The following is a 14,812-nucleotide window of genomic DNA, read 5'->3' as shown; positions in this document are numbered from 1 at the left end:
AGGTGGGATAACAACATGAACATTATCATTCTTTTGTTTAGTCTTCTTTCCCCATACTTTGATGCGTCTCCACAGTTGACACCTATCTCAACATTTATTGAACAGCCTAAGTCTGTTCTGGCCTTTGAGCATATTGCAGAATCCAGCCCTTCTATAAATCGGTTTGATTCACTGCAAGGAGTCTCTTTATATGCCACAAAGGAAGAACTGCTTCTGAGCAAGGGGAATCCCCTTACGGTAACAAATGATCCATTGCAAGGGACAGTGGAGTACCACTACGCAGATGTGACAGTCGGTGTTGGCGAGGGCTTTGTATTATATGTGCATGTCTCACCTTCTCAAGCGCAGCAGTTCGGTCTGCAGGTAGATGGGGTAGGAATTGATCCCGTGAAGGATAATGTGCAATCAACCTTGGGGAAACCGTATTTTATAGCTGAAGATGGTGACGTATATATGAGAGGAAATAATGCGCTCAAAATATATCGAAATTTGGCAGGTGAATTCGAAGGTATTGATTTATTTGATAGTATTTCTTCTTAATGTGTTTCACTTTTGATCATTTTGGTTAATAATCAGGGGCTGTCTTTACCATAGAGTAACCTCCCGAACCACTAGGTGTAGTGGTTCGGGAGGTTACTTTGCTGAACACGTAAATGAACCTATTACTATATTTACATATTATAAAAATAGATATAACGGTTTTAAATAGCGTATGATATAGGTAATGAGTCGCAGAATTTTACGGTCGTAATACAATTTGTGTGAGGTGAAGATGATGAGAATCTTAATCGTAGATGACAATCCGACTAATGTTATCATTATCCGTGAAATCCTGAAAAAAGAAGATTACCGAAATTTCGTAACTGCATCCTCTGCAAAAGAGATGCTTACACGGCTGGGAATCGGTACTGTTAGTGAAGATGGGCGTCCTCGGATGTCAGATATCGATCTGATTTTACTGGATATGATGATGCCGGAAATGGATGGAATCGAGGCATGTCGTGTTGTACAGCAATACGAACATCTTAAGGATATTCCAATAATAATGGTTACAGCAGTTGGTGATTCCAAGAAGCTGGCTGAGGCACTGGATGCAGGTGCAGTAGATTATGTTACGAAACCGATTAACAAAGTGGAGCTCATGGCCCGAATTCGGCTTGCGCTCCGGTTGAAGCGAGAGAAAGATTGGCATAAGGAACGGGATCAGCGTATTCAGGAAGAATTGAGACTGGCCGCACTTGTTCAGAATGCTGTGTTGAGCTTACCGCTTCAGGAAGAGAATTTTGAGGTCAATGCCATCTATCAGCCATCCTCTGAGCTTGCCGGTGATTTATACGCATGGTACCCCCTTGGTGATGGCCGATATGGCGTGATCCTGCTGGACATTATGGGACACGGAATATCGTCATCACTTTTTTGTATGTTTCTTGCATCTGTTTTAAAGGACACGGTAACTACGTATGTAGAACCGGAAAAGGTTATTCAGGAGCTCAATCGAAGGTTTAATCAGCTGTATATTGAAAAAAAGTTGATTCAATACTACTTTACGACTATTTATCTCGTGATAGATACCCGTATGAAACGTATTGACTACGTCAACGCCGGGCATCCACCTGCACTGTTTTTCGAAGGTGTGGCTAAGACTCCAGTCATGCTGGAAAGTAACTGCCACCCGGTAGGTCTGTTTGAACGGATTGATATTCAGCCACAGAGCTTAACCTATGAAGATGAAGGGCATCTAGTTCTTTATACAGATGGTCTATTGGAACTGGTTGAGGGCGAACAAGAAGAGCAGTTGAAGTTTATGATTCAACATTTAAATGTTGAACATGAGTGGAATGAAGAAGCTATTCGAGCTGCTTTTTTCAATGTTGAGGTTCCTAAAGAGCGTGATGATGATAAGTGTATTGTGTGGATCTCACTGAAGAAGGGAACAGATAGAGGATGAAGATAAAGGCTAAACTCTTAATTGGCTTCAGTGCCATGTTAGCGATTATGCTTGCACTTACGATGATAGGATACGACCGCTTAAATTATATGAATAACCAACTGGAAGGATATCAGGATAGATATATGAAGGGGCGGTCTTCTTCGGGGATGCGTGGAGAAGTCAATGATATGGCACGAATATTGACCACGACCATGTTAAGTGCCGATGCATCATCGGTAGAATCTCAAAAGAATGAGATTGGTAAAAAGATTACTAAAGCGAATGAGCACTACGAGAAAATAAAAGCGTCGATGACTAGCGCTGAAGAAATGCAAATGGTCAGTCAAATAGATGGTGCGTACACTACTTATTTAAATTATCAGGAAAAGGTATTGAAACTGCTATCGGCTGGTTATTTTCAGAATGCTAGCACGTATTCCAACACAGAGGGACAAGCGATTCAGAATGCCGTGTTAAACGCTCTGAACAGTCTCTCTGATTATAATGCTTTTATTATGAATGAAGAGAGTACGAAGGCCAACGAAGCTTATAAAAGTTCGACTCAGATGGTAGTTCTAATGATGATTATGGGCTTACTTCTCGGACTTGGAGTAGTTCTATGGATCATCCCAAGCATCACTCGGGGGCTTAATGTCGTTTCGATGATGATTACCAGCTTTGGCAACGGTAAGGTGAGGGCCATACGGCGTATAAAGGTTACTACTAAAGATGAAATTGGTGAGGTTGCTCTTGTCTTTAAAAAGATGGCTTTAGATCTTGAACAGAAGCAGCAAATGGAACAGGCCTATGCGCAAGCGCAGAATGACCAATCCTGGCTGAATGCGAATGTTGCTCGGGTGACGGAACTATTGCGAGGTGTTAGCTCCTTAGACCAGGTCTCACAGACCTTCATCAATGAGTTTACCCCTGTGCTGGGAGCACAGTTCGGAGCTGTATATTTAAAAGATGCCAATCGTCCTGATTTTTTACGAAGCAGTGGATATTATGCAGTAGACAATGATAAGAAACCTAAGGACGGTTTTGTGATTGGAGAAGGGCTCGTAGGTCAAAGTGCGCTCGATATGCACCCGATCAGACTGGAGAAGGCCCCGGAAGACTATTCATCTGTTAAGTCCGGATTCGTGGATGCACAGCCTGGATATATTTCTATCCATCCGCTTATATTTGAAGACGAACTGCTTGGCGTAGTAGAATTTGCTTCATTCCAGCCTTTTAGCAGCTTGGAAAATGATTTGCTGCAACAGCTCGCAAATAATTTAAGTATTATTTTTAATAATATTAGCCGCCGTTTGATCGTGGAGAAATTGTTACGTGATTCCCAAGCACTTACGGAAGAGCTACAGTGTCAATCCGAGGAATTACAGACTCAGCAAGAGGAATTGCGCCGTTCCAATGAGAATTTGGAGGAGCAGACAGATGCGCTTAAACGCTCGGAAGAACTGCTTCAGCGTCAGCAGGAAGAACTGGAGCATTATAATACAGAACTTATTGCCAAGACCCGTGCTTTAGAGGAACAGGTACAAGAGGTAGAAGAGAAGAAAGATGAGATTGAGCATGCAAAAATTCAATTAGAGAAACAGGCTAAGCAATTATCCGTTACTAGTAAATATAAATCTGAGTTCTTGGCGAACATGTCCCATGAATTGCGAACTCCGCTCAACAGTCTCTTGATCCTATCCCAGCTACTTACGGAGAATAAGGATGGCAACTTGTCAGAGAAGCAGGTTGAATTTGCGCATACGATCTATATGTCAGGTGCGGACTTGCTGAAGATGATTGACGAGATTTTGGACTTGTCCAAGGTTGATGCAGGCAAAATGGAACTAAACCAAGAAGAAATTAAATTGACTGAGCTGAAGAGCTTTGTGAAGCAGAATTTTGCTCCGCAAGCACTTAAAAAAGGTCTTTCCTTACGGATTACCTTTAACGAGCCGCTGCCAGATAGCGTTATTGCCGATGGTCATCGGTTGAAGCAGGTGCTAAGAAATCTGCTTTCTAATGCTTTTAAGTTTACTATGGAAGGATTTATTGAGTTCTCTGTTAGCCAAGCAGATGATAATCTTATTCCGCTAGATCTGCCAGGAGAAGCTGACTATATTGCTATTGCTGTGAAGGATAGCGGAATTGGTATTCCGGCGGACAAAACCGATATCGTGTTTGAAGCCTTCCAACAGGTGGATGGAACAACCAGTCGTAAGTTTGGGGGGACAGGCTTAGGCTTGTCCATCAGCCGTGAGTTAGCACGTTTAATGGGCGGAGCCATTGTGCTGGAATCCCGTGAGGGCCAAGGTAGTACCTTTACTATGTATTTGCCGGTTAAAGGAAATTATAGTAGGCAACCTGCAGTGATAGAAGCTGCTGCTTCTGTAGAGGATGCACCCTTTGAGGAATATTTCGGAGATAGGCTTCCAACCCTTGTACCCACGCCGGTCCATGCACCGATCCCACAATTGATGATCGATGATGACCGGGATCATTTGACTGCAAATGATAAGGTTCTGCTTATTATTGAAGACGATGAGAGCTTTGCTAAAATATTGCTGGATATGGCTCATGGCCGCAAATTCAAAGGACTGGTAGCCCTCCAAGGCGATACCGGATTGCAGATGGCGAAGACTTATCTGCCGGATGCGATTATTCTAGATATTCAGCTGCCCGTTATGGACGGTTGGACCATCCTTAGAGAGTTAAAAAGTGCATCACAGACCCGCCACATTCCTGTCCATGTCATCTCTGTGAATGATGAAGTGAAGCAGGGGCTTATGATGGGGGCTATGGCTTATTTAAGAAAACCATCTTCTAGAGAGGCTCTAGAGCGGGCGTTCTCGCAAATCGAGAACTATACCTCCAGTACGTTGAAGTACTTGCTGATTGTTGAGGATGATGAAATTCAACGTCGTTCTATCATGGAATTGATCGGTCACGACGATGTGGCCATAACCGCAGTTTCAACTGGCGGGGAGGCACTGAGTGAGCTACGGAAGCAGAGATATGATTGTATGGTTCTGGATCTGATGCTTGAGGATATGACAGGTTTCGATCTGCTGGATCAGATTCGTGATGATGAGGAATTAAATGATCTTCCTATTATTATTTATACAGGTAAGGATTTGGATGGTAAAGAAGAGACACAGCTACGCAAGTATGCGGAATCAATCATTATCAAGGATGTACGTTCGCCAGAACGGTTATTGGATGAGACTACATTGTTCTTACACCGGGTAGAAGCCAATCTTCCGGAAGATAAACGTAAGATTCTGCAGAAGCTTCATAATAAAGAAGAATTGTTTGAAGGAAAGAAGATCCTGCTCGTTGATGACGATATTCGTAATGTCTTTGCGCTCTCCAGCGTACTCGAAGAGTATCATATGGAAGTGAAGTTTGCCGAGAATGGACGCGAAGCGCTGGAAATGCTGGTAGAGCAAGAAGATTTCGATCTTGTGCTTATGGATATGATGATGCCGGAGATGGACGGATATGAGGCTATGCGCCGGATCCGCGAGATGCCGCAGTATCAGAAGCTGCCAATTATTGCACTTACCGCCAAAGCGATGAAAGAGGATCGTGCCAAATGTATTGAAGCTGGAGCCTCTGACTATATGAAGAAGCCAATCGCTACAGGTCAACTTCTATCTTTAATGCGAGTTTGGCTGTATTCGTAACCTCAATATTGGGGTAATACTTTAAAAGAACTAACAAAAAGCCATTCTTCAAAAGTACGGCGTGTTGATAAGGGAGTCGGGATAACAATGAAAGCAATAGAACACGGATATGAGGAGCAGCCCGTTCTGGCGGGAAGTGAAGAACTGGAGCAAATTGAGATTGAGCTGCTTCTTGATGGGGTACACCGTTTATATGGCTATGATTTCCGGAATTATGCGTTACCTTCATTGAAACGACGTATCTGGCATCATGTTCATGCGGAGAATGTCCTCAGTATATCCGCGCTGCAAGAGAAAGTGCTGCATGATCGCGCTTGTTTTGAACGATTTGTCTACAGTCTCTCTATTCCTGTTACTGAAATGTTCAGGGATCCGGGATTATTTCTAACTTTTCGCCAGAAGGTAGTTCCTTTGTTAAGAACCTATCCCTATATTCGTATCTGGCATGCCGGATGTTCCACTGGGGAGGAAGTTTATTCTATGGCCATCCTGCTACATGAAGAAGGGCTTTATGATAAGGCTCGGATTTATGCCACAGATATGAATGAGCGTTCTTTACAGCAGGCTAAGGAAGGCGTTTATGATATTAGCAGAATGAAGCAATACACAAAGAATTATTTGGAGGCAGGAGGTACTCGGGCATTCTCCGAATACTATACTGCGAAGTATAACTCCGTTATTTTACAACCTTATTTACGCAAAAATATTATTTTTGCTGAGCATAACTTAGCTACAGACACTTCTTTTAATGAGTTTAATGTTATTTTCTGCCGAAATGTAATGATCTATTTCAATGATGAGCTTCGTGATCATGTGCACGGGTTGTTTCATGAAAGTCTGAGTCGCTTTGGAATCCTAGTTTTGGGCTCCAAAGAGTCCATTCACTTTACGAAATATAGCGATTGCTATGAATCTTTAGACAGAGTGGAGAAAATATACCGTAACATAAAATAACGCATGTAGGAGGGTGGTCCTATGGGGTTTCAAGAACCAATTCATATACTACTAGTAGACGACCGTCCTGAAAATTTGCTGGCGCTGGAGGCGGTGCTTGAGAGCCAGCATTACGAGCTAATTAAAGCTACCTCCGGTGAAGAAGCGTTGCGCTGTTTGTTAAGGTATGATTTTGCTGTCATTGTACTAGATGTACAGATGCCGGGTATGGATGGAATTGAAACTGCAAAATTGATCAAGGCCAGAGAGAAAACGAAAGAAATTCCGATTATTTTTATCTCTGCCAATAGCAAAGAAGCGGAGCATTTATTCGCGGGCTATTCGGCAGGGGCTATTGATTATATGGTCAAGCCTTTCATTCCACAAATCTTGAACTCTAAGATACAAGGCTTTGTCGAAATGTACATCACGAGCAAGAAGCATCAGACTCAAACCATGCTGCTGCAGCAAAAGACGAAAGAACTGGAAATCATTAATAGTGAGCTTATCAAGGCAAAAGAAGAGGCGGAGATTGCCTCCAAAGCAAAGTCGGAATTTCTAGCTATGATGAGTCATGAGATTCGTACACCTATGAACGGCGTAGTTGGCATGATTGATCTATTAATGGAGACGGATCTTACGCCAGAGCAAAAGGAATACTCGGAGATTATTCGGAAAAGTGCTGACACATTGATTACAGTTATTAACGATATTCTTGATTTTACTAAAATGGAATCCGGAAAAATGGAAGTCGAAGAGCATTTGTTTGAACTCCGAAATTGTATTCAAGAGGTGTTCAGCCTCTTTTCGATTGAAGCGGGAAAGAAGAACCTGGAACTCGCGTATTTTATTGATCAGAAATTGCCTAGACTTTTATATGGAGATATGGCTCGCTTACGCCAAGTTTTAATTAATCTAATCGCTAATGCCGTTAAATTCACAAATCAAGGTGGGGTGTATCTAGTCGCCTCGATTAAGAGCATTGTTGATCATAAGATGGAAGTTGAATTCACGATCATGGATACAGGAATTGGGATTTCTCCGGAGAAATGTGACCGATTATTTGAACCCTTCTCGCAGCTTGATTCTTCTATGACACGGAAATATGGGGGAACAGGTCTGGGACTAGCTATATGTAAATCTCTTGTCGGAATGATGGGCGGAGAAATCCGGGTAGAATCGATGGAGGAAAAGGGAGCTACCTTTATCTTTACGATTCAGGCTTCTATGCCAGGAGAAGATTTGATAGGCGGTTATCAAGAAGAGGAATCCATGCAACCTGTTCCCAATCAAGAGGGGAGAAGCAGAATCCTTGTTGTAGATGACCATCCGATTAATCAGCGTCTAATGGTCAGTATGCTGGATAAGCTGGGCTATGCGGCGGATATGGCTGAAGATGGACAACAGGCTGTGGAAATGGCGATTAAGCATCCTTATGATTTTATCTTTATGGATCTTCAAATGCCAGTGATGGATGGCTTGGAGGCGACCGCTCAAATTCGGCGAGAGGGTGGTCCTGCTGCCAAGAAGACCGTTATTATTGCAATGACGGCGAACGTCATGGAGGGAATTCAGAATCGCTGTAAGGCCTCAGGAATGGATGATTACATCAGCAAACCGCTGAAGATGAGTAGTATAAAACAAATGATTTCTCGATATTCTAGCAATGACAATGTAATAGTTGAACCTGATATATCTATTTTCCAGGCGTAATCTAGTATTTACCAATTGGTTTTTTTAACGTTATTTGATTCAAAGGTATATCATTAAGGTTATTAATATAGAAAATATTTGTTCAGGAGAGATCGTCTAATGAATACGCATAAAAGTAACAAGTTCCATGCGAAGACAGAAACTAAAGGGAATGTATGCACCGTTTTCCTGAGTGGTGAACTTGATTTATCAGTTGCTTCCGATTTCCGCCTGGTGATGGAGCCGCTTGTAGGAGATACCAAACTAGATTTAGTTATTAATCTTAAGGAATTAAAATACATCGATAGCACAGGGATTGGTATTCTACTTTCGATCTTGAAGTCAAGACAAGGAATGGACGTTAAGTTTATGGTTGAGGATGTTCCTCCACAAATTCAGAAGCTGTTTGATATGACTGGTATTTCCAAGTTTTTTGCCTCCCAAGAGAATTCCCACTAGGAAAGGATAGAACAAAGAATGAGTGATGATGTGCAAAAAGTAATTCTTCAGTTGCCTGCTAGCGCAGAGTATGTGGATATTGTTAGGTTGAATTTATACGGCATTGCCTCGAAAATGGGTTTCACCTATGAGGATATCGAAGACATGAAAGTGGCTGTATCCGAAGCGTGTAACAACTCCGTATTGTACGCTTACGGCCAAAAAGACGGAATGGTAGATGTAATCTTTGAGGTAGAAGAAAGCTCCTTATCCATTACAGTCAAAGACGAAGGGGAGAGCTTTGACGGATTGGACAATTCTAATGAACGTATGACACTGCATGATAAGGAATTAAGTGACGTTCAAGTTGGTGGGTTAGGGTTCTACTTGATGCAAGCGTTGATGGACGACGTAAGCGTCGTAAGTGAAGCCGGAAAAGGGACGGTGGTAACTTTGAAGAAGCACCTTAATTTTAGCGAGGAGAAAGTATGAGTGACAAAGTGACTCCCCCCGAGTCCATGAATGAAGCAGTCACCCAAATTTGGGAGTATCAGCAGTCCAAGGATAACGATCAGGCGACGTTGCTGATTCAGAAATATGAGCCTATGGTAAAAATGGCTGCTGGGAAAATTTCCCGTAATCGCCCCGATCTGTATGAGGATTTATATCAGGTCGGGCAAATGGCGCTCATCCGGTTACTGCAGCAATATGATATCAGTCTCGGAATCCCTTTTGAGCCCTATGCGATGAAAAGCATGATTGGACATATGAAGAATTATCTTCGTGATAAATCTTGGTACATACAGGTTCCTAGACGGATTAAAGAAAAGGGAGCGCTTGTTCAACACGCGATTGATGAACTAACAGTTAAGCTCGAACGTTCACCTGCAGTCGATGAGATTGCTCATTATCTTGATCTGTCTGTTGAAGAAACTGTAGAAGTACTGGCAGGTAGAGAATGTTACCATTACGTATCTCTTGATTCACCGCTTTCCCAAGAGGAGACCGGAGCTACGCTAGGAGAGCTTATCAGCTCTGATGCGAACGATTACGAGACTGTAGAGAAACGAATGGATCTTCAGCAAGCACTAGGGCAATTGAAGGAGCAAGAGCAGCAAGTGTTGCTTCTAGCCTTCCAAGATGGTCAATCCCAGCGGGCAATCGCTCAGAAGCTGGGGGTTTCACAGATGAGCGTTTCACGGATACAGAAGCGGGCCACTGAGAAGTTAAAGCAGATTATGGCCAACTCATCCTATTGAGCTCCTTTATGTGTAATAAACATTACTTTGATTTGAACGCCACTTTTCGACGATAAGGACATGCCTCTCTCCGTACCTGGAGAATAGCATGTCCTTTATTTGTGTTTTATGTTTTTACAAAGCTCTTCCCCCGCTTGACCGTCTAACCCTAAAGGATAGACGGTCAAGCGGGGGAAGAGAGAGAGGTGATAGATGGGCGATAGATAACCCATCTGTTAGCTATTTGCATCGATGTATTTTTTGATCTCGCCAAGGTACTCACCGATCACAGGAACATCAAGAAACAGGCTAAGAATATAGCCTAGTACACCAAGGACTACGAATGTTCCGAGCGACAGTCCGAGACCTCGGGAGATGCCGGCCATCAAGTTTGTGATGATTCTTTTTTTGGGATCGGAGTAATTATCGAGAATATCTTTGAATTCTGATTTTTCCAGTGATTCAGCAATCTTATCGAGGCGATGGTTTAGGCGTTTTACTTCATGTCGTAGCTCAAAAGGATGTTCATCAATTTCATATGCTTTTGTTTGGCTATTTGATTCTCCCATGCAGCATCCCTGCTTTCTGTGGCCCAAATGGGCATTCATTAAGTATTAGTTGAACCGCTGAAACGTTATTAAAGGTATAACTAAACAACAGCCAGCTGCGGACAGCTGGCTGTTGTTTGATAAAGCTGTGTAATGGCCGCAGTTTAATAACTGGATTTATAAGAAGATTTAACATCCTCTTTCGCATCTTTAGCCTCATCAGCAATTTCTTTAGAGGATGCTTTGGCTTCGTCAGCCACTTCTTTAGAAGCATCTTTAACATCAGAGGCTACATTATTTGAGGCTTCACTTACAGTGTCACCAATTTTGCTGCCTGCTTCTTGAAGGGTGGCGGCAATTTGCTGTTTGCTGTCACTGACCGTAGTGTAGATATCCGTGGCTTTAACTGAAACTGTACTAGCCAGGTCGGTTGCCTTTTCACCTACTGTTGTGGCAATGGCTTTGGTTTTGTCAGTTACTACACCGGCAACTTCTTTTGTTTTGTCAGTAGCAAGTGTAAGTTTGTCAGACAGATCACTGCGCATTTCACGACCGGGTTTTGGTGCAAATAATAGAGCAGCTGCAGCGCCTATTAAACTACCAATAAAGATGCCCTTGAAAAAGTTGCTTCCGTTTTCTACTTCATGCTCTACTTTATGTTCTACGTTACTCATCACCAATCACTCCTTATAAGTTATCTTACTTCGTATATAAACTATGGAGTATAGGCTGAAACAATGGATAAGCAAGGCGTAGATTGCGAGAGACGCTTATTATGGACTAATGATGAACCGCTTGGAGCACTGCGTAGCCGAATTCAGGCAGATTCAAATAGAGACATGAGGTGATAGTTTCTGTACGTTTCTGCGTCTCTAGGTTTACCCATATAGAGTGCACCACAGGGCAGGGAATCTTGGCGTCGACTATCAAGTCTTCATTGTTGAGCACGATTAAGAAACGGCCATGTTCGTCCCAACGCTCATATACAAGCAGCCTTGGGTGATCAGGGATGTCCAGCGATTTAAAGCCGCTATTCCGGAATGCTGTATGTGATTTACGAAGTTCAATCGTCCAGCGGTAGAATTTGAATAGTTCTTTATTCTGTTTCTGGGGGTCCCACTCCATACATTTTCGGTTATCTGGGTCATAACTACCTTCCATACCGATTTCATCGCCATAGTAAATGCATGGTGCTCCTTGAAAGGTCATCTGGAACAAAACAGCCAGCTTTAATCTTCGGACATCACCGCCGCAAAGGGTCAGGAAACGAGTTGTATCATGACTGTCTAATAGATTGAAGGTAGCCTCTGTAATGTGCTGAGGGTAATTCGCTAGCATAGTAGCAATCGATAGAGAGAATTGTGCAGCATTGATTTGTCCGTGAGCGAAGAAATTAATCTGAATATTGGTTAGCGGGTAATTCATTACAGCGTCGAATTGATCACCAAGAAGCCACGGCAAGGAATCATGCATAATTTCTCCTACAAGATAGGCTTCTGGATTAATGCTTTTGATCGTATTACGGAATTGTCGCCAGAATGTATGCGAGACTTCATTCGCGACATCAAGCCGCCAGCCATCTATACCAATTTCCTCAATCCAATAGCGACCAACATTCAGAAGATATTCAATGACCTCAGGATTCTCAGTATTGAGTTTTGGCATGATAGGCTCAAAAGCAAACGTGTCATAGGTAGGAACTTTGTCGACAACCTGTGGTGGCCACTCCCGTACATGAAACCAGTCAGCGTAACGAGAAGATTGCCCATTGGCGAGCAGATCAGCAAATGGAGGGAAGGTATGGCCGCAATGATTAAAGACACCGTCTAGAATGACGCGAATGCCTTTGGAATGACAGGCGTCTACAAGTTCTTTTAGCAATGCGTTGGTTCCCAGGTGAGGGTCCACCAAGAAATAATCCTTTGTGTCATATTTATGATTGGTAGTTGCCTCAAATATAGGATTGAAATATATAGCAGTGATGCCCAGTTCACAGAGATAATCTAAATGATCTAGCACACCTTGCAAGTCGCCTCCGAAGAAATTCCGCGGACTCGGCGTGCCACCCCATTCCAGCACATCTGCCGGATCATTGGTAGGGTCACCATTTGCGAAACGCTCCGGGAATATTTGATAAAATACTGCATCCTTCACCCATGCTGGAGGGGAGTGTACATCTTCACGGTTTAAAAAAGGAAAGTCGAATAGGCCTTCATATATAATTACTGGAGGTTCTAAGAAGAAGCCTTTTTCCAAATAATAAAGGACCTTATCTCCATCATAAAGTCCAAAGTAATAAGTGAGTCTGCGATAAATAGGACGGACCGCAGCCTGCCAATAATCGAATAAGCTATCAGAAGCAAGGATCTGCATAGGAATGATCTCATGGGTTTTATCCCACCCGTATTTATCTCCGCAGAAAAGATCGATCCGGGACACATTATCACGTTTAGTTCTAATGCGAATATGCAGTGTAGACTCATTGTAGGCATAAGACCAATTTTGCCCCATACGATGATAAACGGCTTCTGGTTGAATCATATTCAATTTCCATCCCTTCGCGGCAAGTAAACGCAAAAAAGGGTTCAACCTCATGATTTTCAGAGGTTGAACCCTTGGCGGTTTCATTGCCTTTAAATTTTGTCTGAATCTTATCATATCCCTCAAGATCAAAGCAAGAGATAATTTCACATAAATCCACGATATGGAATATTAAGTATGCAGTTGAAATAAAGAGAAAATATAAGGAAGAACCTGAAAAACATTATTAAATCGTCCCGTTTGGGTCTATATTCTTATTGCAATCCAAATTATGGGTATTATAGAATGAGGGCGAATGAACTTGATTTTTCATAACACGCATACAAATTAAAGGCAATGTTACCTGACAGGGTACAACCTCGGCACTTTGTGCAAATGAGGTTGTACCTTTTTTGTATGCTTCTTTTTTCTATGTGTGTTAGGTCTGATCACTCAAGAATAAAGGGGAGATGAGCAAATGAAGAAGAGTAGACGTTCTAAAATGCAAACGGTGTCATTTAGTTTGGTCCTGAGTCTGCTGTTAGCTTTGACGGTTACGGCTTGCAGTTCAGGCAATGGCAACTCTACGGCAGAGCCGAACTCAAGCCCGAATTCTGCAGTAAACGAGCCGGGGGGAACCACAAATCAGACAGATCCCGCCGAAGAGGAGTTGAAACCGGAAGCGGGGGCCAAATTGATGGTCTGGGAAGCCAAGGAGCAGGTTGAATACATGAAGCAGTTGGCCGCTGATTTCGAAAAAAAATACGGCGTTCCAGTCACGGTTGAAGAGTTGGCGGGTGGAGATCAGGGTGCAAGGCTGGCAACGGACGGCCCGTCCAAACTAGCTGCCGATGTGCTGACTCTTCCGCATGACCAGATCGGTCAGGCTGTAAAAGCGGGGCTACTGTTGCCTAATGATGTGTTTGAGGAAGAGACGAAATCAACGATGGTGGAGACAGCGATTCAAGCATCGACTTATGACGGCATCCTGTACGGCTATCCTAAATCGGTAGAGACCTATGCACTTTTCTACAACAAGGACCTGATCCCTGAGGCTCCAAAAACCTGGGATGATGTGGTTGCTTTTGCCAACACGTATAACAAGCCGAAGGAGAACAAATTTGCGATCATGTGGGAATTCGTAGGGTATTACAGTTATCCATTCATCGGCAGCTTCGGCGGATACATCTACGGTGATAACAATACAAATACCAAGGATATCGGATTAAATAACGAAGGTACTGTCAAAGGATTTACCTTTCTTCAGAGCTTAAAAGGAATTCTGCCATTGAATGCGGGGGACATCACCTATGACGTTAAAACCCAATTGTTTCAGGAAGGTAAGCTGGCGATGAACATTGACGGGCCTTGGTCCATATCGGCATTCAAGGATCATGTGAACCTGGGTGTGGCGCCACTTCCAAAGGGACCTGACGGACAGGACAGCATTTCTTTTTCTGGGGTCAAATCGTATTATGTTAATTCCTATACGGCTTATCCAATCGCTGGCCGCTTGTTCGCAAATTTTGCGAGCAGCAAGGAGAATCAGCTCAAAAACTTTGAAATGACGGGGGCCATTCCAGCGAGCATTGAAGCTGGAGAAGCGCCGCAAATCAAAAATGATCCAATTATCAGTGGAATCTTCGAGCAGTTCCAACACTCTGTGCCGATGCCTTCCATTTCGGAAATCAAATCTGTCTGGGACCCGCTAAAGGCAGCATTTGTATCCCTGTGGAACGACCCAAGTCTTGATGTCAAGAAGACACTAGATCAGACGGTTTCAACGATTCAAGCTGATCTGGCGTCGAAGTAAAGGACGGGTGATTTGAC

The 14,812-nt window shown here is 43.1% G+C and carries 12 protein-coding genes; 9 read left to right on the top strand and 3 right to left on the bottom strand.

What is annotated here, in order from left to right:
* The first annotated feature begins 15 nt into the window (after window positions 1-15).
* From ACN6MV_RS27365 to ACN6MV_RS27330, 8 genes are all read left to right on the top strand, one after another.
* A complete protein-coding gene (locus ACN6MV_RS27365; RefSeq protein ID WP_076120277.1) occupies window positions 16-540 on the top strand; it encodes a hypothetical protein in 525 nt (174 codons plus the stop codon).
* Between the two features lie 235 nt (window positions 541-775).
* Entirely contained in the window at window positions 776-1,948 is a 1,173-nt protein-coding gene (locus ACN6MV_RS27360) for a SpoIIE family protein phosphatase (RefSeq protein WP_042131048.1), read from the top strand.
* Window positions 1,945-5,613: a response regulator gene (locus ACN6MV_RS27355; protein ID WP_042131047.1), complete on the top strand. Its 3,669-nt coding sequence runs from the start codon at window positions 1,945-1,947 to the stop codon at window positions 5,611-5,613. Before ACN6MV_RS27360 ends, ACN6MV_RS27355 begins: the two co-directional genes overlap by 4 nt.
* 87 nt (window positions 5,614-5,700) lie before the next feature.
* Window positions 5,701-6,567: a CheR family methyltransferase gene (locus ACN6MV_RS27350; protein ID WP_042131046.1), complete on the top strand. Its 867-nt coding sequence runs from the start codon at window positions 5,701-5,703 to the stop codon at window positions 6,565-6,567.
* 21 nt (window positions 6,568-6,588) lie between these two features.
* Window positions 6,589-8,259 (top strand): response regulator, encoded by a 1,671-nt coding sequence (locus ACN6MV_RS27345; protein WP_419885261.1) that lies wholly within the window; start codon window positions 6,589-6,591, stop codon window positions 8,257-8,259.
* Between the two features lie 99 nt (window positions 8,260-8,358).
* On the top strand, window positions 8,359-8,697 hold the full coding sequence (locus tag ACN6MV_RS27340) for an STAS domain-containing protein (protein ID WP_042131044.1): 339 nt from the start codon (window positions 8,359-8,361) through the stop codon (window positions 8,695-8,697).
* Between the two features lie 18 nt (window positions 8,698-8,715).
* Entirely contained in the window at window positions 8,716-9,168 is a 453-nt protein-coding gene (gene rsbW / locus ACN6MV_RS27335; protein WP_076120275.1) for an anti-sigma B factor RsbW, read from the top strand.
* Complete coding sequence (locus ACN6MV_RS27330) at window positions 9,165-9,935, top strand: sigma-70 family RNA polymerase sigma factor (RefSeq protein WP_076120274.1); 771 nt, start codon at window positions 9,165-9,167, stop codon at window positions 9,933-9,935. The genes rsbW and ACN6MV_RS27330 overlap by 4 nt, the downstream gene beginning before the upstream one ends.
* A 215-nt stretch (window positions 9,936-10,150) precedes the next feature.
* Here ACN6MV_RS27330 and ACN6MV_RS27325 read toward each other — a convergent pair whose 3' ends face one another.
* From ACN6MV_RS27325 to ACN6MV_RS27315, 3 genes are all read right to left on the bottom strand, one after another.
* Window positions 10,151-10,483, bottom strand: a complete 333-nt coding sequence (locus ACN6MV_RS27325; RefSeq protein WP_076120273.1) for a DUF5665 domain-containing protein — start codon at window positions 10,481-10,483, stop codon at window positions 10,151-10,153.
* A gap of 143 nt (window positions 10,484-10,626) precedes the next feature.
* The gene (locus ACN6MV_RS27320; RefSeq protein ID WP_076120272.1) at window positions 10,627-11,136 is read right to left on the bottom strand and encodes a YtxH domain-containing protein; all 510 of its coding nucleotides are present in this window, start codon (window positions 11,134-11,136) and stop codon (window positions 10,627-10,629) included.
* 106 nt (window positions 11,137-11,242) lie between these two features.
* Window positions 11,243-13,003: a glycoside hydrolase family 13 protein gene (locus ACN6MV_RS27315; RefSeq protein WP_419885260.1), complete on the bottom strand. Its 1,761-nt coding sequence runs from the start codon at window positions 13,001-13,003 to the stop codon at window positions 11,243-11,245.
* A 457-nt stretch (window positions 13,004-13,460) separates the two neighbouring features.
* Here ACN6MV_RS27315 and ACN6MV_RS27310 point away from each other — a divergent pair, with 457 nt between their 5' ends.
* On the top strand, window positions 13,461-14,795 hold the full coding sequence (locus tag ACN6MV_RS27310) for a maltose ABC transporter substrate-binding protein (RefSeq protein ID WP_339288147.1): 1,335 nt from the start codon (window positions 13,461-13,463) through the stop codon (window positions 14,793-14,795).
* The last annotated feature ends 17 nt before the right edge of the window (window positions 14,796-14,812 follow it).

It is taken from the genome of Paenibacillus sp. B-A-8 (assembly GCF_048572915.1).
In the GTDB taxonomy this organism is placed as follows: Bacteria; Bacillota; Bacilli; order Paenibacillales; family Paenibacillaceae; genus Paenibacillus_AQ.
Note: the sequence above shows the minus strand (reverse complement) of the source record. Positions and strands in the feature narration are given on the sequence as shown.